Annotated in this window: 18 protein-coding genes; 12 read left to right on the forward strand and 6 right to left on the reverse strand. The window is 70.6% G+C overall.

The genetic code is table 11. The features are described 5' to 3' along the window. Positions 1 to 7 precede the first annotated feature (7 nt). The gene (locus tag ACKN61_RS01185) at positions 8 to 322 is read right to left on the reverse strand and encodes a hypothetical protein (protein WP_408951930.1); all 315 of its coding nucleotides are present in this window, start codon (positions 320 to 322) and stop codon (positions 8 to 10) included. After that, positions 319 to 783: an RrF2 family transcriptional regulator gene (locus ACKN61_RS01190; RefSeq protein ID WP_408951931.1), complete on the reverse strand. Its 465-nt coding sequence runs from the start codon at positions 781 to 783 to the stop codon at positions 319 to 321. The genes ACKN61_RS01185 and ACKN61_RS01190 overlap by 4 nt, the downstream gene beginning before the upstream one ends. A 467-nt stretch (positions 784 to 1,250) precedes the next feature. Here ACKN61_RS01190 and ACKN61_RS01195 point away from each other — a divergent pair, with 467 nt between their 5' ends. Next, positions 1,251 to 2,111 (forward strand): ABC transporter permease, encoded by an 861-nt coding sequence (locus ACKN61_RS01195; RefSeq protein WP_408951932.1) that lies wholly within the window; start codon positions 1,251 to 1,253, stop codon positions 2,109 to 2,111. Beyond that, positions 2,108 to 3,670: a dipeptide ABC transporter ATP-binding protein gene (locus ACKN61_RS01200; protein WP_408951933.1), complete on the forward strand. Its 1,563-nt coding sequence runs from the start codon at positions 2,108 to 2,110 to the stop codon at positions 3,668 to 3,670. The genes ACKN61_RS01195 and ACKN61_RS01200 overlap by 4 nt, the downstream gene beginning before the upstream one ends. A 170-nt stretch (positions 3,671 to 3,840) precedes the next feature. On the opposite strand, the gene ACKN61_RS01205 is transcribed toward ACKN61_RS01200, so the two are convergent. From ACKN61_RS01205 to ACKN61_RS01215, 3 genes are all read right to left on the reverse strand, one after another. Further along, positions 3,841 to 4,089 carry a hypothetical protein gene (locus tag ACKN61_RS01205; RefSeq protein ID WP_031371268.1) on the reverse strand — a complete coding sequence of 83 codons (249 nt, stop codon included), beginning with the start codon at positions 4,087 to 4,089 and terminating at the stop codon, positions 3,841 to 3,843. 192 nt (positions 4,090 to 4,281) lie between these two features. Beyond that, positions 4,282 to 5,283, reverse strand: coding sequence for a pteridine-dependent deoxygenase (locus ACKN61_RS01210; protein WP_408953741.1), 1,002 nt, complete (start codon positions 5,281 to 5,283; stop codon positions 4,282 to 4,284). 14 nt (positions 5,284 to 5,297) lie between these two features. Then, positions 5,298 to 6,698 (reverse strand): NAD(P)/FAD-dependent oxidoreductase, encoded by a 1,401-nt coding sequence (locus tag ACKN61_RS01215; protein WP_408951934.1) that lies wholly within the window; start codon positions 6,696 to 6,698, stop codon positions 5,298 to 5,300. 229 nt (positions 6,699 to 6,927) lie between these two features. Between ACKN61_RS01215 and ACKN61_RS01220 the strand changes: the two genes are divergently transcribed. From ACKN61_RS01220 to fabG, 9 genes are all read left to right on the forward strand, one after another. Then, positions 6,928 to 7,197 (forward strand): phosphopantetheine-binding protein, encoded by a 270-nt coding sequence (locus tag ACKN61_RS01220; RefSeq protein ID WP_031371265.1) that lies wholly within the window; start codon positions 6,928 to 6,930, stop codon positions 7,195 to 7,197. Positions 7,198 to 7,256: 59 nt separating this feature from the next. Further along, positions 7,257 to 7,958: a ketosynthase gene (locus tag ACKN61_RS01225; protein WP_408951935.1), complete on the forward strand. Its 702-nt coding sequence runs from the start codon at positions 7,257 to 7,259 to the stop codon at positions 7,956 to 7,958. Positions 7,959 to 8,132: 174 nt separating this feature from the next. Beyond that, positions 8,133 to 8,438: a hypothetical protein gene (locus ACKN61_RS01230; RefSeq protein ID WP_408951936.1), complete on the forward strand. Its 306-nt coding sequence runs from the start codon at positions 8,133 to 8,135 to the stop codon at positions 8,436 to 8,438. Beyond that, entirely contained in the window at positions 8,435 to 9,412 is a 978-nt protein-coding gene (locus ACKN61_RS01235) for an acyltransferase (protein ID WP_408951937.1), read from the forward strand. Before ACKN61_RS01230 ends, ACKN61_RS01235 begins: the two co-directional genes overlap by 4 nt. Continuing rightward, on the forward strand, positions 9,327 to 10,061 hold the full coding sequence (locus ACKN61_RS01240) for a LolA-related protein (protein ID WP_408951938.1): 735 nt from the start codon (positions 9,327 to 9,329) through the stop codon (positions 10,059 to 10,061). The genes ACKN61_RS01235 and ACKN61_RS01240 overlap by 86 nt, the downstream gene beginning before the upstream one ends. Then, the gene (locus tag ACKN61_RS01245; RefSeq protein WP_408951939.1) at positions 10,061 to 12,403 is read left to right on the forward strand and encodes an MMPL family transporter; all 2,343 of its coding nucleotides are present in this window, start codon (positions 10,061 to 10,063) and stop codon (positions 12,401 to 12,403) included. Before ACKN61_RS01240 ends, ACKN61_RS01245 begins: the two co-directional genes overlap by 1 nt. Further along, positions 12,390 to 12,821 (forward strand): phosphotransferase, encoded by a 432-nt coding sequence (locus tag ACKN61_RS01250; protein ID WP_408951940.1) that lies wholly within the window; start codon positions 12,390 to 12,392, stop codon positions 12,819 to 12,821. The genes ACKN61_RS01245 and ACKN61_RS01250 overlap by 14 nt, the downstream gene beginning before the upstream one ends. A gap of 149 nt (positions 12,822 to 12,970) precedes the next feature. Next, complete coding sequence (locus ACKN61_RS01255; RefSeq protein WP_408951941.1) at positions 12,971 to 13,480, forward strand: hypothetical protein; 510 nt, start codon at positions 12,971 to 12,973, stop codon at positions 13,478 to 13,480. A 118-nt stretch (positions 13,481 to 13,598) separates the two neighbouring features. Then, positions 13,599 to 14,339 (forward strand): 3-oxoacyl-ACP reductase FabG, encoded by a 741-nt coding sequence (gene fabG / locus ACKN61_RS01260; RefSeq protein ID WP_408951942.1) that lies wholly within the window; start codon positions 13,599 to 13,601, stop codon positions 14,337 to 14,339. A gap of 80 nt (positions 14,340 to 14,419) precedes the next feature. On the opposite strand, the gene ACKN61_RS01265 is transcribed toward fabG, so the two are convergent. Further along, positions 14,420 to 15,673, reverse strand: a complete 1,254-nt coding sequence (locus ACKN61_RS01265; protein ID WP_408951943.1) for a hypothetical protein — start codon at positions 15,671 to 15,673, stop codon at positions 14,420 to 14,422. 408 nt (positions 15,674 to 16,081) lie between these two features. Between ACKN61_RS01265 and ACKN61_RS01270 the strand changes: the two genes are divergently transcribed. Further along, positions 16,082 to 16,561 (forward strand): hypothetical protein, encoded by a 480-nt coding sequence (locus ACKN61_RS01270; protein ID WP_408951944.1) that lies wholly within the window; start codon positions 16,082 to 16,084, stop codon positions 16,559 to 16,561. Positions 16,562 to 16,567 lie beyond the last annotated feature (6 nt).

Here is a 16,567-nt window from a genome sequence, read left to right on the forward strand (position 1 = left end):
GTGCGGCTCACGGACGCGGCGCCCGTGTCGGCGCCACCGGCAGGCGTTGGCTGCGGGTGATCTGGACGATGCGCGAGCTGTGCACGACGACTTCGATCTGGCCCTGGCCGAGTTCGCGCACCGCGGTCAGCAACTGGTACTCGCTGTCGCTGAGGTTGACGATGTTGATCTCGGGTTCGACGGTCGGCGCTGGCCGGTCGGCATCGGCATCGGCCCGGCGCGCGGCGGCGCGTTCGGGCTGGCGCTGATCGTGCCGGCGCGGTTCGGCCGACGTGCGGACGCGGCGGCCGGCGCCGCGCTCGCCCGGCACATGCCGGCTCACGGGCCGTCTCCGGCCAGCGCGGCCAGGTTCGAACCGGGCGCCAGGGCCAGCTCGTGCAGGCTGCGCCGGTCGAGCACGTCGGAGATCGCGTCGCGCGCCTCGCGCATCAGCGAACGCAGGCTGCAGGCGTCGGGGTCGGGGCAGTCGGCGCAGGGCTGGTAGGCGCTGACGCTGGCGCAACGCACCGGCGCCAACGGCCCGTCGATGGCGCGGATCAGGTCGCCGATCATGATCTGGTCGGCCGGGCGGGCCAGGGCGTGGCCGCCCTTCTGGCCGCGCCGGCTGTCGATGAAACCGGCCTGGCGCAGATCGACCAGGATGGTCTCGAGGAACTTGCCCGGTGCGCGGCTGTGTTCGGCGATCGTGCGCGCCTGCAGCCGTCCGCCCCGGAGCCGGCCGCCGTCGGCACGCGCCAGCGCGCACATCGCGCGCAGTGCGTACTTGGCCTTCATCGTCAGCATTTCCCATTCACCATGTAGGGAATGTGGCCGCGACCGATGGCTCAGGGGAAAAGGTATTGCTTCATCTGCTTATGACCTGGGGCTATGTGGGGGCAGGTCGCGATGGGGGTTCGATGCAAAAGCTAAAGGCAAATCCCCCTCCCCCCCCTTTTCCAAAAGGGGGAATGCTTCGGCCGGATACGGACGATCCGAGGGGCGCGGCCGATCTGGGGCGCGCAGATGATTCGCCCCCTTTGCAAAAGGGGGCTGGCGCCTGCGTTGCATGGCGAAACTAGGTTGCGGCTGCGCTGGGGGATTTGCGGGCAGGTCGCGGTGATCCGGTCGAAGCGGGAGCAAGGCCAAAGGCAAATCCCCCTTAACCCCCTTTTTCAAAGTGGGGAATGGAGTAGGTCGATAGGAAGTAAGGCGCGGATACACCGCCGCTCTGCCGGACCGGTTCGCCGACGAAGCCGTTAGGATGAGCGCCCATGCGTTCTCTCGCCTCGCTTCCGCCACTCGCCCGCACCTGCTTGCTGGTGCTCGCTGCGCTCGCCGCCGCCTGCTGGCTCGCGCCGGCGCTGGGTCGCTATGGGCCGATCCTGCCCGACTGGGGCGCGCTGTCGGTGCGGCCGGGCACGGCCGGGCACTGGTTCGGCACCGACGCGATCGGCCGCGACGTGTTCGCGCGCACGCTCGTCGGCGGACGGCTCTCGCTCGGCATCGGCTTGCTCGCCAGCGTGGTCGCCCTGGTCATCGGCCTGGGCTACGGCGCCATCGCCGGGCTCGCCGGCGGCCGCGTCGAGCGCGCGATGCTGCGGGTGCTCGATGTGTTCTCGGCGCTGCCGTTCCTGTTGGTGGTGATCTTGTTGCTGACCTTGTTCGAGCGCTCGCTGTTGCTGCTGCTCGCGGCGATCGGCGGGTATGTCTGGATCGACCTGGCGCGGGTGATGCGCGCCGAGGCCGCGCGCCTGCGCGAGGCGCCGTTCGTGCTCGCCGCGCAGGCGGCCGGGGCGAGTTTCGGCCAGCGCCTGCGCTGGCACGTGCTGCCGAATCTGTTGCCGCTGGCGTTCGTGTATCTCGGTTTGATTTTGCCGCAGGCGATCCTGGTCGAAAGCTTTCTCGGCTTCCTCGGCCTGTCGATCGACGAGCCCTCGTCGAGTTGGGGCGGCCTGCTCGCCGAAGGCGTGCAGGAGCTCGACAGCGCGCCGTGGACCTTGTTGTTCCCGGCCGGGTTTCTGGTCGCAACCCTGGCGGCGTTCCAGTTTCTCGGCGACGGCCTGCGCGATTGGCTCGACGTGCGCGGCGATGCCCGCGACGGCGACGCCAAGGTCGGGGCGGCGGCCGCATGAGCGCGTTGTTGCGTTTGCAGGCGCTGACGGTGGCGACGCGCGCGCGCGGCTTGCTCGGGCCGCTCGATCTGCAACTGCACGCCGGCGAATGCCTCGGCGTGGTCGGCGAAAGCGGCAGCGGCAAGAGCCTGACCGCGCTCGCACTGCTCGGCCTGTTGCCGCCGGAGCTGCGCGGCGAAGGGCGCTTGCAGGTCGACGGCGAAAGCATCGCCCTCGGCGGCGCCGCGCACGCGCGCCTGCGCGGCCGCAGCCTGGCCTGGGTGCCGCAGGACCCGCTTGCGGCCCTGCATCCGCTGCGCCGGGTCGGCGCGCAACTCGACGAAACCCTGCGCGCGGTCTGCGGCTTGCCGGCCGCGGCCGCGCGCGAACGTGCGCTGGCCTTGTTCGAGCGCGTGCAATTGCCGGACCCGGCGAACGCGCTGCGGCGTTATCCGCACCAGTTTTCCGGCGGCCAGCGCCAGCGCATCGCCATCGCTTTGGCCTTGGCGACCCAGCCGCGGGTGTTGATCGCCGACGAACCGACCTCGGCCCTGGATGCGCGCATCGCCCGCGACATCCTCGACCTGCTCGACCGCCTGCGCCGCGAGGATCGCCTGGCGTTGTTGCTGATCAGTCACGACTTGCCGCTGGTCGGCGCCTACGCGCAGCAATTGCTGGTACTGCAGCGCGGTGCGGTAGTCGAACGCGGCGACACCGCCGCGGTGTTCGCCGCGCCGACCCAGGCCTACACCCGCGAGCTGCTCGCCGCCGACCGCATCGAGGCTTTGCCGGAGCGTGCGTCGGAGGAGCCGGTGTTGCTGCGCGGCGAAGGCCTGCGCATGCGCTATCCGCGCGCCGCGCACAGCGCGCTCGACGGTGTCGACATCGAGCTGCGCCGCGGCGAGGGCCTGGCCCTGGTCGGCGAGAGCGGCAGCGGCAAGAGCACGCTCGGCCGCGTGTTGCTGCGCCTGCTGCGCGGCGCGCAGGGCCGGGTGTCGATCGACGGCACCGATCTCGGCGGTCTCGACGCGCGCGCCTTGCGCCGCCTGCGCGCGCGCACCGGGGTGGTGTTCCAGGACCCCTATGCCTCGCTCGATCCGCGCCTGCGCATCGGCGAGATCGTGGCCGAACCCTTGCGCATCCACGCTCGCGGCGATGCCGCCGCGCGTCGCCGTCAGGCCGCCGCATTGATGCAGGCGGTCGGGCTGGACGAGGCCATGCTCGATCGCTATCCGCACCAGTTCTCCGGCGGCCAGCGCCAACGCATCGCGATCGCGCGCGCACTGGCGACCGATCCCGAGCTGTTGGTCTGCGACGAAGCGGTGTCGGCCCTGGACGCGCATCACCGCGCGGCGATTTTGGCTCTGCTCGCGCGGCTCAAGCGCGAACGCGGCCTGGCCTTGTTGTTCGTGACTCACGACCTCGCCGCCGCGGCGGCGGTGGCCGAACGCATCGCCGTGCTCGAAGCCGGCCGCATCGTCGAGACCGGGCCGACCGCGCAGGTGCTGCGCGCACCGCAACACGCGCATACGCGGGCCTTGCTCGCCGCGCGTCCGAAAACCGCGCTCGACCAGGCCTGAGCCCGGGTTTCGCGCCTGCGAACCTTCCGGGCCGAGGTTTCGGCCCGGAGCATCGATAGCGCAGGAGCGGGCGCGACGATCGCGCCGCTGCATTGCCGTGTCGTGCTGAGCGGTGCGGTCGCGTCTCAGGCGATCGCACTCGAATGAAGCCTCCGCTCAGGCGGTCGCGCTCAGACGATGCCGCCGCCGATGCCCAGGCGGACCACGCCGACCACGATCACGATGGCGTTGAGCAGCAGGCCGGTCTTGGCGCGGCCGTTCTTTTCCGAGCTGGTGAATAGCACTCCGATCGCGGCGATGATCGCGCCGACCGCGGCGAACGGGATCAGGAACCAGTTGCCCCAGCCCAGCAGCGGGATCAGGGCGAGGATCATCCACAGCAGCGCGACGATGCCCCAGAGCAGGCTGATCAATCCCATCGTGTCGTACTCCGCAGTCGGCCCGTTTGGCCACATGCGCAACGTAGCGTCTGGCGGGGCGATTTCAAGTGCCACAGGTGGCCGGTACCGATGGGTGGCGGCGCGAATTCAGGCGCAAACGGCGCCCTGAGGCGCCGCTGCATCGAGGTGGCCGGCCGCGAACGAGCCCGGCGGCGCTTGCACGGCGAGGCTTCAGCCGTGCGAGCCGTCGATCTCCACGCGCAGTTCGTAGCGGCAGATCGCCGCGTGCAACAGGATGCGCGGCACCCGATCGCCGAAGCGGCGGTCGAGCGCGGCGGCGACGTTATCGATCTCTTCGACGTCGCGCACGTACACCTTCAGGCAGGAGCCGCCGCCGAACGCGCTCGACAGCTGCGGCTGGCGCTGGCGGGCGACGCCGAGCAGGCTGTCGAAGTTGGCCAGGGTTTCGTCGAGCTGGGCCAGCACCGAATCGGCATGCCTGGACTCGTGGCCGACCACCGCCGCGGTGCCCGACAACAGCAGCGGCATCGCCGCCGGCTGCGGCGGCAGCATGGCGCGGGCGAAGCTCGGCGGCTGTGGGCCGTACTGGCGCGGGTAGCGATAGGCGCTGACCTGGCGCGGGTTTTCCAGCGGCGTGCCGGGCGTGCGCGAGGCCAGCCAATACACCTGCAAGCGGCGCGCGCCGTCGACGCGGCCGATCGCGGTCGCCGCCGGCAGGCGCGCGATGTCGAAATCGCCCAGGCCCTTGGCGCGGCCGACGCAGAACACGCGGTAGCGCTCTTCGTCGCCGTGGCCGAGGGTGATGCCGTCGAGGTAGTTCCAGATCCGCAACAAATGCGGATAGCCGCGCGCTTGCGTGAAGGCGAGCAACTTGCGGTACAGGTATTCGGCGGCGCGCGCGATCTCGCCGTTGGTGGCTTCGCCCGGCAGTGGTTCGGGCTCGTCGAATTCGATCACGCCGAACTGCAGCGCGCCGTCTTCCGACCAGGCCAGGTCGCCGTCGCGGCCCTTGATCACCGGGCCGCGGCCGCGCCAGCGCTCCAGGCGCCGGTCGCCGAACGGCTCCAGGGCCACGCGCAGATAACGCGGGTCGTCGTGCTGCGGCGCCTGCGCGCCGAAGCCGAACACCGCCAGGGTGTCGTCGTGGGCGAGCAGTTCGGCCGGCGTGGCCGCGACGTAGTCGACCTGCAGTTGCGGCGGCATCGCCAACATGGCCTCGGCCGCGCTCACGGATTGCCCCGTTGCAGGGTATCGCCGCGGAAATCGACGCCGACCTGGCGCTTGCGCCGCCACCAGCCGCGCAGCGCCTGCGGCGCCATGCGCAGCGCCGTCATCGCATAGACGAAGCGGAACACGCGCAGGCGGCGCAACACGTCGCGGTTGTCGAACACGTCGCCGGCGAGCATCGAGATCACCGCCTGCTCGATCTGCCAATAGTTACGCGGGGCGTTGAACAACTGGCGCATCACCGGTGTGGTGAAGCGATAGATGAACCACTGGAAATGGCGCAGGCCGCGCTTGAGGCGCTTGACCATGGCCGCCTGCAGTTCGGTCTCGCGCGCCGGCTCGCGCAGGGCGCCGTCGACCACCGAGGCGGCCTGTTCGCCGCTGTTCATGCCGAGGTAGACGCCGGAGGAGAACACCGGATCGACGAAGGCGTAGGCGTCGCCGACCATGACCCAGCCCGGGCCGGTCATGCGCGAGCAGGTGTAGGAATAGTTGCCGGTCACATGGACGTCGCCGCAGCGCTGTGCGCCCTGCATGCGCCGCCACACCGACGGTTCGGACTCCAGCGTCTGCATCAGGAAGCCTTCGCTGTCGCCGCGGCGCTGCTTGAGGTATTCGGGGAAACACACCGCGCCGACGCTCATGACGTCGCGCTGCAGCGGGATCAGCCACATCCAGCCGTGGGCGAAACGCTGCACGGTGATGTTGCCGGCGTCCTCGCCGTCGCGGCGCTGCACGCCGGTGAAGTGGCTGAAGATCGCCGCCGACTGGTGCAGCTGATTCTTCTGCTTGAGCTTGAGCTGGCCGCCGAGGAAGGTGTCGCGGCCGCTGCCGTCGACGAGGTAGCGCGGGCGCACCCGCAGCTCGCTGCCGTCGTCGCCGCGGGCGTGAACCATCGCCGGGCGGCCGTCGGCGCCGAACTCGATCTTCTCGACCTTGACCCGTTCGCGGGCGTCGACGCCGTTGGCCTGGGCGTGGCGGAACAGCAGTTCGTCGAATTCCTCGCGCTTGACCTGGAAGGCGTAGCCGTAGACCGGGTTGAGCGCGCGCTCGAAGCGGAAGGTGTTGTAGCGCTCGGCGTCGATCGGGAACTCGGCGCCGGGCTTGTGGATGCCGATCGCGCGCACCTGTTCGAGCACGCCCAGGCGCTCGAGGATGGCCAGGTTCATCGGCAGCAGCGACTCGCCGATGTGGAAGCGCGGGTGGCTGCCTTTTTCCAGCAGCAACACCTTCCAGCCCTTGCGGGCGAGCAGGGTCGCCGCGGTGGTGCCGGCCGGGCCGCCGCCGATCACCAGGACATCGGTGTCGATGGTCTGCGCGGCGTGGGAGGGGCTGGCCGTGCTGGAAGCAGCGGTGGCCGTCGGTACGGCCGCGTCGGGCGCGGAGTCGGGCGGATTCATGCGCAAATGATAGCCTGCCGCCTCGGCCCGCTGCGCAGCGGCGGCGGGGCGCCGGCGTCGTCGCGCCGCTTCGGCGCAATGCCTCAAGTGCCTGATAACGCAGGTCCGCCGCAGGCCGAAGCGGCTGCCGGGCGGGGCCGAACCGGGGGCTCGCCGCGCCCGGCGGTTGCGCCTGCGGCGCCGATGGCGGATCGTTGCGCCCCTTGTCCCACCGTGACCGGATCGCCCGATGTCTGAACAAAGCCCCGCCGAACGCGAACTGGCGCAGCTGCTGGTCGAGAGCCTGAACCTGGAAGACGTGGCACCGGAGCAGATCGATCCGGAAGCGGCGCTGTTCAACGAAGGCCTCGGTCTGGACTCGATCGACGCACTGGAACTCGCCCTGGCGATCACCAAGCGCTACGGCTTCCAGCTGCGCTCCGACAGCGACGAGAACCGCCGCATCTTCGCTTCGCTGCGCGCGCTGTCGGCGCATATCGAGCAGCAGCGGGCCGCCTGAACGCCGGCGGCCGGCGCGGCGTCGAACCGCCAGTGCATGCGCCCGTTCCCGGAGCCGACGTGAACCCTCCTTCGTCCAGCGCCCTCGCGCGCCTGTTGCTGGCGATCGCCTACCCGGTGCTGGCGCATTGGGCCAGCCACGACGGCGGCGGCGCGCTGGCGGCGCTGGCCCTGGCCGACCTGGTCGTGTTCGTGACCATCGACGGCCTGCTGGGCCTGCGCTGGCGTGCCTGGGCGGCGACCGTGGTCCTGCTCGCGGCCCTGGCCGCGTCGGCTTTCACCCCCTACGCGCAGATGCTGTTGCTGGCGCCGCCGATGCTGTTCAACGGCTGGCTGGCGTGGTGGTTCGGGCGCAGCCTGCGCGCGCCGCGCGAGGCCCTGATCACGCGCATCGTCGCGGCCCTGCACGAAGGCCCGGTGTCGGCCTTGTCGCCCGAGCTGTATCGCTATACCCGCCGCCTGACCGCGCTGTGGGCGGTGGTGCTGGCGGTGCTGGCGCTGGTCAACGGCGCCCTGGCGATGATCGCCGTGCCCGACGGCGTGCTGGCGCGCCTGGGCCAGGTGCCGCCGGTCGCGATCAGCCAGGAGCAATGGTCCTGGTTCGCCAACCTGATCAACTACGGCATCGTCGGCGGCATGTTCGCCGGCGAATACCTGGTGCGGCAGCGCCGTTTCCCGGTGCGCCCGGAGAGCGGCTTCTTCGACTTCATGCACCGCATGGCCAAGCTCGGGCCGGGCTTCTGGCGCGAGCTGTTCTCCTGAGGCCGCCGGCCGCGCCGCCGTGGCCGTTATCGCGCAGGCGTCGCGTTTGGGCACCGCCGCACACTGCGAATTCCGGTAATTCAAGGGCCGCCGTCGCATTTCGACGCCCCGCTGAATGCGCGTGCTTTATCCTGTGACCCTCACCGCAGCCGCCGACCCCCGCCGCCCGCCCGCATGCCGTTCTCGATCCCGTCCGATCATCCCTGCCTGCCCGGCCATTTTCCGGGGCGCCCGCTGGTGCCCGGCGTGGTCCTGCTGGAGCAGGTGATCGCCGCGGTCGAAGCCGCGCACGGGCCGCTGAACGGCTTGCGTCTGCCGCAGGTGAAGTTCTTGCAGCCCTTGTTGCCGGAGCAATCGGCGCAGGTCGAACTGGACGCGCTGGGCGCGGCGCGTTGGCGCTTTCTCGTGCGCCGCGGCGACGACCTGCTCGCCAGCGGCGAAGTCGTCGCCGATCTGCCCGTCACCGAGGCTTCGGCATGAGCGGCGAGCACTGGAAGCAACGCCCCGAAGGCGGCGGCCGCCTCGCCTACCGCCTGATCGGCTTCATCGCCCGTCGCGGCGGGCGCTCGATCGCGCGCCTGACCCTGTATCCGATCGTCGCCTACTTCCTGATCGTGCGCGGCCCGGAGCGGCGCGCCTCGCGCGACTATCTGACGCGGGTGCTCGACCGTCCGCCGCGCTTGCTCGACATCGCCCGCCACATCCACACCTTCGCCGCGACCATCCTCGACCGCCTGTACATGCTCAGCGGGCGCATGGCGCCGTTCGACGTGCGCGTGAACGGGCTGGACAAACTCGAACCCTATCTCGACCGCGGCCAAGGCCTGCTGCTGTTCGGCTCGCACCTGGGCAGTTTCGAGGCCTTGCGGGTGCTGTCGCGCAGTCGGCCCGGCCTGAAGCTGCGGGTGGTGTTCGACCGCGGCCACAACCCGGCCCTGACCGAGATGCTCGACGCGCTGGATCCGCAGATCGCGCGCACCGTCATCGACGCCGGCCAGGACGGTCCCTCGATCGTGTTCGCGATCAAGCAGGCCACCGACGAAGGCGCGATCGTCGCCTTGCTGGTCGACCGCGCCGCGCCGCACGAGCCGCATACCACCGCCTCCTTCCTCGGCGCGCCGGCCGAGTTCCCGAGCGCGCCGTGGCTGATCGCGGCGGCGCTGAAAGTGCCGGTGGTGCTGGCCTTCGGCCTGTACCGTGGCGGTGCGCGCTACGACCTGATGTTCGAGACGTTCAGCGACGGTGTGGCGATCGAGCGGCATAACCGGCCGGCGATCCTCGCCGCACTAGTCCAGCGTTACGCCGAGCGCCTGCAGGCCCAAGCCCGCAGCGCCCCCTACAACTGGTTCAACTTCTACGATTTCTGGCATGCCGATGACGCTGATCAAGCCTTGCACGTGGACCCTGGCGCTGATGCTCGGCGCCGGGTCGCTGCGCGCCGCTCCGGTTACTGAGGCCGCCGCCCAGGGCGTGCCGGCCGGGGCGTCGGCTGCCGAAGCCGCGGTCGCGGCCGATCCCGACTGGATCCTGCCGCGCCTGGCGCAGCCGGTCCCGGCCCGCACCGACTTCGTCGAAGTGCGCGGCTCGGCCCTGCTCAAGGCGCCGTTGCGCCTGTCCGGCGAGTACCGTCGTCCCGACGCGACCACCCTGGTGCGCGAGGTGCGCGCGCCGTACGCCGAGACCACCACCATCCGCACCGGCGCCAAGCCCGGCCAGGGCGAGGTCGCCATCGTCCGTCCCGGCAAGCCGCCCAGGCGTTTCTCGCTGGCGCGCGCGCCCGAGCTGGTCGCCCTGCAGGCCAGCTTCGGCGCCTTGCTCGGCGGCGACCGCGGCTTGCTCGAACAGCATTACCGCCTGCTCGCCGAGGGCACGCGCCGGCAGTGGACCATCAGCCTGGTCCCGAAGGACGCCAACCTGGCTGCACGCGTGCGCGAGATCGTCCTGCTCGGCCGCGACGATGAGCTGCGTTGCATCGAGACCCGGCCGGCGCGCGGCAACGAGCAACAGCGCACCTTGTTGGCCAGCGCCGCGCGCGCCGCCGCCGGCGTCGCCGACGCGAGCCAGCTGGCAGCGCTGTGCCGCGGCCACGGCGCGGCGCGTTGATGACGCCCGCGCGCCGTCTCGCCCTCGCCCTGCTGTGGCTGGCCCTGCTCGCGGTCGCCGGCTGGGCGATCGGCAGCCGCCTGCAGCTCAGCGGCGATCTGCGCCGCTTCATGCCGAGCGCGCAGACGCCGGCGCAGAAACTGCTGATCGACGAACTCGGCGAAGGCCCGGGCTCGCGCCTGTTGTTGTTGGCGATCGAAGGCGACGAGCCGGCGACCCTCGCCGCGCAATCGGCGGCGATGCGCGAACGCCTAGCCGCGCAGCCGCAGTTCAAGCTGGTCGCCAACGGCGCCGGGCAGGGGTTGGAGGCGGTGCCGGAACGCCTGCGTCCGTACCGCTATCTACTGACGCCGAGCTTCGACGAACAGCCGCTCGACAGCGCTTATCTGCGCGAGCAACTCGACAGCCGCGTGCAGGACCTCGGCTCGCCGGCCGGCGAGCTGATCGAGCCGCTGCTGCCGAGCGATCCCACCTTGGAGATGCTGCGCCTGGCCGAAGCCTGGCAACCGGCGCAGGCGCCGCAGACCGAGCACGGCGTGTGGTTCGACCGTGCCGGCAAGCAGGCCTTGCTGGCGATCGAGACGCGCGCGGCCGGCTTCGACCCGACCGGCCAGCAAGGCGCGCTCGATGCGATCCACGCCGCGTTCGCGCAAGCGCGCGGCACCAGCCCGGCGCGGCTGACGATCAGCGGCCCGGGCGCGTTCTCGGTCGAAATCGGTGGCCGCACCCAACGCGAAGCGAGCCTGATCGGCACCATCGACAGCCTGGTGTTCGTGCTGCTGCTGTGGCTGGCCTACCGCAGTTGGAAGGCGCCGCTGCTCGGCGGCCTGCCGCTGGCGACCGCGGGCCTGGCCGGGCTCGGCGCAGTCGCCGCACTCTTCGACGGCGTGCACGGCATCACCGTCGCCTTCGGTTTCACCCTGATCGGCGTGGTCCAGGACTATCCGATCCATTTGTTCAGTCACCAACGTCCTGGCCTGTCGCCGTGGGCGAGCGCGCGCAGCCTGTGGCCGACGCTCGGCACCGGCGTGACCTCGACCTGCATCGCCTACCTGACCTTCTTCGTCTCCGGCGTCGACGGCCTGCAGCAACTCGCGGTGTTCACCATCGTCGGCCTCGCCACCGCCGCGCTCGCCACGCGTTTCGTGCTGCCGGCGCTGATCGACCCGGCGCCGCGCGATGCCGCCGGATCGCCGGCGCTGGCGCGGCTTTGGACGCGGCTGGCGCGCTGGCCGCGGCTCGGCGTGGCCGGCGTGTCGCTGATCGCCGCGCTGGCGCTGGCGGTGATCCTGTTCGTGCCCGGCGCGTTCTGGCAGAACGACCTGGCCAAGCTGACCCCGGTGCCGCCGGCCGCGCTCGCCCGCGATGCGCAGTTGCGCGACGAACTCGGCGCGCCCGACGTGCGCTACGTCATCGCCATCGAGGGCCGCGATGCCGAGGCCGCTTTGCAGTCCTCGGAGGCCTTGTTGACCGAGCTGCCGGCGCTGCGCCGGCGCGGCGCGATCGCCGGCTACGACCTCGCCGCGCGTTATCTGCCGAGCGCCAAGACCCAGCGCGAACGCCAGCAGCGCTTGCCCGATGCGGCGAGCCTGCGCACGGCGCTCGACACCGCCGTCGCGGCGACGCCGTTCCGCAGCGATGCCTTCGCCGATTTCCTCGCCGACGTCGAACGCGCGCGGCAGGCACCGCCGCTGACCCCGCGCGACCTCGCCGGCACGCCGCTCGCGGTCAGCGTCGAGGGCCTGCTGTTGCAACGCGGCGACCACGCCACCGCGCTGGTGTCGCTGACCGGGCTCAACGATCCGGCCGCAGTCGCGAGCGTGGTGCGTCGTCATGGCGGCCAGTTGCTCGATCTCAAGCAGGCTTCCGAATCGCTGGTCGCCGATTACCGTGGCCGCGTGCTGATGGCGCTGGGCCTGGCCGGCGTGTTGCTCGCGGCGGCGGTGTGGGTGGCCCTGCGTTCGCCGCGCCGGGTGCTGCGCGTGCTGGCGCCGATGGCCTTGAGCAGCCTGCTGATCCTGGCGGTGCTGCGCGGCCTCGGGGTCGAACTCAACCTGTTCCATCTGGTCTCGCTAATCCTCGCCGCCGGCCTGGGCCTGGACTACGCGCTGTTCTTCGACCATGCCGGCGACGACCGCGCCGAACAACTGCGCACACTGCACGCGGTGATCGTGTGCAGCCTGACCACGCTGCTGGTGTTCGCGCTGCTGGGTCTGTCGTCGATTCCGGTGTTGCGCGCGATCGGCAGCACGGTCGCGCTCGGCGTCGTCTTCAATTTCCTGTTGGCGTTGTTGATCGTGCGCGAACCGGCGGCGATGGAGGCCGGCGATGCGCACGCGTGAGGCCATCGCCGCGCTGATCCCGCACCAGGGCCTGATGTGCCTGTGGCAAGAAGTCGTCGAGTGGGACGAGGAGCGCATCGTGCTGCGCACGAACGGCCATCGCGATCCCGCCCATCCGCTGCGTCGCGACGGACGCCTGCACGCCGTGCATCTGTGCGAGTACGGTGCGCAGACCATGGCCGTGCACGGCGGTTTGCTTGCGCGCCGTGACGGCGGCGTGGCCAAGCCCGGCGTGCTGGTGGCGCTGCGCGGCGTGCAGTTGCACCTGGCGCGTTTCGACGACCTGCCCGGCGCGATCGAAGGCCGCGCGCACAAGCTGATCGACACCGGCGAGAGCTGGCAGTACGAGTTCGAGCTGCACCACGCCGGCGTGCCGATCGCGCAGGGGCGTGCCGCGGTGATGGCGCGGCCGGACTGAGTCCGCGCCATTGAATCCGCTCCGCTGAATTCCAGCCACTGAACCCGCGCTGCGACGCATCGCGCCGTCTGCATTCACACCCCGCCGGCGCCGGCGTTTCCTAGTGCAGATGCGGCGGCCGTGCCGCATCGCGCCCGGGAGCGTCGTGCATGTCGCTGCAGTTCCATTTCGAGGACCTTGGCCTGCATCGCGCCGTCGACGAGGGCCGCATCGGCCATCGCTTGCGCCTGCGCATCGTCCTCGGCCGCCGCGAAGGCGCGCGCCTGCACTGGCTCGAACGTTGCGACCGGCCCTACGACGAAGACATGCCGGCCGATACTTGGGTGGACATGTTCCGCATTGCCGGCGGACGTTCGGCGATCTTCGCGCAGTGGCTCGGCACCGCCACCGACGAAGGCCGGATCGAACTCGACTTCGACGCGCTAGCGACGATGCGGTTGGCGCCGGATGCGCAGCGCACCCTGGAATGGTGGGTGGTTGCCGTCGACGGCGAGGACGAGGACGGCGACGAGCGCGCCTGGGCGGTCTGGCGCGGCGAGCAACGCCTGCGCTGCGACGGGCAGGGTCGGGCGATCGAGCACAGCCTGGTGCAGGTCGACAACCTGCACGGCCGCGAGGGCGATCCGCCGTACCCGGACGGTTTCCGCGTTTCGACCTGAGCCAGAAGCCGTGCCACAGACCGGCTGGCCAGGAGCGGCGACTCCCCGCTCCGCCGCGTGGCTTTCGCCACGGCGGCGGGGCGGGGACAATCGGGCTTTGCCGCTCGGAGTCGTCCGCATGTCCATCTCGCACCCTTCGCCGCGTCGCGCCCTCGTCACCGGCGGCAGCGGCGACCTCGGCCAGGCGATCTGTCTCGCACTGGCGGCGGCCGGTTGGCAGGTGATCGTGCACGCCAACCAGCACCTCGAACGCGCCCAGGCCGTGGTCGCGCAGATCGAGGCGGCCGGCGGCCAGGCCTCGGCGATCGCCTTCGACGTCGCCGACGACCAGGCGGCGCGCACCGCGCTGGAAGGCCTGCTCGAAGCCGGGCCGATCCAGGGCGTGATCAACAACGCCGGCATCCACGACGACGCGCCGATGGCCGGCATGAGCCTGGCGCAGTGGAAGCGGGTGATCGACGTGTCGCTGCACGGTTTCTTCCACGTCACCCAACCGCTGTTGTTGCCGATGGCGCGCACGCGCTGGGGGCGCATCGTCAACGTGTCGTCGGTGGCGGCGGTGCTCGGCAACCGCGGCCAGACCAACTACGCCGCGGCCAAGGCGGCGTTGCACGGCGCCTCCAAATCGCTGGCGCGCGAGATGGCCAGCCGCGGCATCACCGTCAACGTGGTCGCGCCCGGCGTCATCGAAGGGCGCATGGCCGACGGCACCTTCACTGCGGAGGCGATCAAGCAGATGGTCCCGGCCGGCCGTGCCGGCCGCGCCGATGAAGTCGCCGCACTGGTCGCGTTCCTGTGTTCGGATGCGGCCGGCTACATCAACGGCCAGGTGATCGGGATCAATGGCGGCATGGGCTGAAGCGTGCGGCGTGGGCTGAGGCGCGCCGGTGGTTCGGACCGCTTGCGATCCGAACCGGGGCTGCGATCGAAACGCTGCGATCAGAACCCGTTCTGCCAGCTCACGCTGAGGTTGCTGAGGTACAAGGTGTAGTCGCGGTTGGAGGTGGTCGACGGCGCGATGTAGTAACCGGTCTTGTTCGGAAAGCCGCCGATGCCGCCGGGATACTGGTTGACGGCGTTGAAGGTCTGGCCCTGGATCGAGGCCAGGGTGTAGCCGTCGAGCACCGAGTACTGGATCGTGCCCGCGTCGGAGACCTTGATCACCACGCGATACGGATGGTGGTTTTCCATCGGGATCGGCGCGAAGTACTTGCCGTTCGGATCGGCCGTGCGGGCCGGACAGGTCGAGGCCAGGAAACCGCCGTAGCCCGCGGGCGTGCCCGGCGCGAGCCAGAAGCCTTCGACCTGCGACACGCCGTCGCCGCACATCTGCGACTGCCCCAGGGTGATGCCGAGACCTTCGAGAGTGATCTGATCGGTGCCGACGGTGAGGCCGCCGTGCACGCCGATCACGATGTGCTCGTCGGAGCCGATGAAGAAGTCCGGCGACCACACGTCGAACTGGATCTTCTGCACGTTGCTGCCGGCCGGCTTGACCGTGCTGGATACGCCGCGATAGCCATAGAAGTTGTTGCGGTAGTGCGGTTCGCGGTCCGGATGCTGCGGGTTGGAACAGAAGTTCGGTGTGCTGACCGGATCGCAGCGGCGCGCCACGACGGCGCCGCCGGGCAGGGCGGGATAGCCGCTGAGCACGGTGCCGTTGGGTTGCAACAACGCGCTCTGCGACGGGACGTAACCTTGCACGCGATCGTAGCCCCAGCCCTGCTGCACCAGCGCCTGGCGTTCGGCCTCGCTGGTCACGTACTTGTGCACCAGATCGCCGTTGCCGTAGTTGTAGTTGAGCCGATGCACCGGCAGCGAGCCGGGCACCTGCTGGGTGTAGATATAGCCCTCGATGCCTTCGTAGACGAAGCCGTTGTTGAGGACGTAGCTGATCTCTTCCGGGAACTGGTCGGTCAGATAGATGTGGTCGTTCTGCGGCGATCCCTTCCAGTAGCGCCTGAGCGCAACGGTGGACGGCTGCGGGGTCTTCTCGACGTAGGTGAATACGCTCGGTCCCTGATAGCCCGCGGCGCCGTAGGCCTCGTAGTAATTGAGCGTGTAGAAGTAATCGGTAATGGTCGGGTTGTAGGTCTGGTACAGCGGGTAGTAGGCCGGGGGCGGCGCGTAGATCGCTGCGGTGGCCGGCGCGCAGGCCAGCAGGGACAGCAGCAATGCATTCCTGATACGCATGGTTCACTCCATTGAGACGCGTGGGATATCGATGGGTGCGGGCCAAGGCGCCGCATGCCGTCGGTAAGCGGACGGCGCTCGATGTTCGGGGCGGCTGGCGCAAGGGGCTGGCCGTCGACGATGGCTGGGCCGATGAGGGGCGCCCGGGCTCGCGCGCGCATCAGATCACGCTCGCTGCGGAACGTGGGTGACAGGCGTCCGGATGCGGACAAGATTTATCCGGGCGGCGGTTCGAGCGGCGGTGCGCTCGCCGATGCTAGGCCCGTTCCGGCGCGGTCGAGTACGGCGCGGCAGCGTCGTCGCCCGGTCGTCGCCGGCCGGCGACCGCTCACCGGGCGCTCACCCGATGCCGGGCCCGCGGGCGTAGCATGAGCCGATCCGCCGCGAAGGCCGTACGGGAGACCTCCGATGTCGCGCACCCTGTTCATCGCTTTGTTCGCGCTGGCCCTGTCGGCCTGCGCCAGTTCCCACGTGATCACCGGGCGGCCGCGCCCGCCGGTGCCGGTGTCGCAGGTGCGGGTGTATTTCGCGCCGCCGCCGAGCCGCTACGAAGAGATCGCCCTGCTCGAAAGCAACAGCGGCGCGTTCACGTACGGCGAGCAGAACAAGATGGATTCGGTGGTCGGCAAGCTGCGCGCCGAAGCGGCCAAGCTCGGCGCCAACGGCGTGTTGTTCCAGGGCACCCAGGACGGCTACGGCGGCAGCGGCGTCAGTGTCGGCGCCGGCGGCGGCAGTTTCGGCGGGCGCCACTACAGCGGTGGCGGCGTCGGGGTCAGCATCAGCCCGCGGCAGAAGTTCGCGCGCGGCGTGGCGATCTACGTGCTCGATCCGCCGCCGATGAATGACCCGGGTCCGCAGGCGCCGCCGGTCAATCCGCCGCGCAACTGAGGCGCG

It is taken from the genome of Lysobacter sp. Hz25, assembly GCF_046097045.1.
In the GTDB taxonomy this organism is placed as follows: domain Bacteria; phylum Pseudomonadota; class Gammaproteobacteria; order Xanthomonadales; family Xanthomonadaceae; genus Lysobacter; species Lysobacter antibioticus_B.

Excerpts from the sequence above, each read along its gene's own strand:
- ACKN61_RS01190 (WP_408951931.1), bottom strand. The coding sequence starts at position 783 with ATGCTGACGATGAAGGCCAAGTACGCACTGCGCGCGATGTGCGCGCTG.
- ACKN61_RS01195 (WP_408951932.1), top strand. The coding sequence starts at position 1,251 with ATGCGTTCTCTCGCCTCGCTTCCGCCACTCGCCCGCACCTGCTTGCTG.
- ACKN61_RS01200 (WP_408951933.1), top strand. The coding sequence starts at position 2,108 with ATGAGCGCGTTGTTGCGTTTGCAGGCGCTGACGGTGGCGACGCGCGCG.
- ACKN61_RS01205 (WP_031371268.1), bottom strand. The coding sequence starts at position 4,089 with ATGGGATTGATCAGCCTGCTCTGGGGCATCGTCGCGCTGCTGTGGATG.
- ACKN61_RS01210 (WP_408953741.1), bottom strand. The coding sequence starts at position 5,283 with ATGTTGGCGATGCCGCCGCAACTGCAGGTCGACTACGTCGCGGCCACG.
- ACKN61_RS01215 (WP_408951934.1), bottom strand. The coding sequence starts at position 6,698 with ATGAATCCGCCCGACTCCGCGCCCGACGCGGCCGTACCGACGGCCACC.
- ACKN61_RS01220 (WP_031371265.1), top strand. The coding sequence starts at position 6,928 with ATGTCTGAACAAAGCCCCGCCGAACGCGAACTGGCGCAGCTGCTGGTC.
- ACKN61_RS01230 (WP_408951936.1), top strand. The coding sequence starts at position 8,133 with ATGCCGTTCTCGATCCCGTCCGATCATCCCTGCCTGCCCGGCCATTTT.
- ACKN61_RS01235 (WP_408951937.1), top strand. The coding sequence starts at position 8,435 with ATGAGCGGCGAGCACTGGAAGCAACGCCCCGAAGGCGGCGGCCGCCTC.
- ACKN61_RS01240 (WP_408951938.1), top strand. The coding sequence starts at position 9,327 with ATGCCGATGACGCTGATCAAGCCTTGCACGTGGACCCTGGCGCTGATG.
- ACKN61_RS01245 (WP_408951939.1), top strand. The coding sequence starts at position 10,061 with ATGACGCCCGCGCGCCGTCTCGCCCTCGCCCTGCTGTGGCTGGCCCTG.
- ACKN61_RS01250 (WP_408951940.1), top strand. The coding sequence starts at position 12,390 with ATGCGCACGCGTGAGGCCATCGCCGCGCTGATCCCGCACCAGGGCCTG.
- ACKN61_RS01255 (WP_408951941.1), top strand. The coding sequence starts at position 12,971 with ATGTCGCTGCAGTTCCATTTCGAGGACCTTGGCCTGCATCGCGCCGTC.
- fabG (WP_408951942.1), top strand. The coding sequence starts at position 13,599 with ATGTCCATCTCGCACCCTTCGCCGCGTCGCGCCCTCGTCACCGGCGGC.
- ACKN61_RS01265 (WP_408951943.1), bottom strand. The coding sequence starts at position 15,673 with ATGCGTATCAGGAATGCATTGCTGCTGTCCCTGCTGGCCTGCGCGCCG.
- ACKN61_RS01270 (WP_408951944.1), top strand. The coding sequence starts at position 16,082 with ATGTCGCGCACCCTGTTCATCGCTTTGTTCGCGCTGGCCCTGTCGGCC.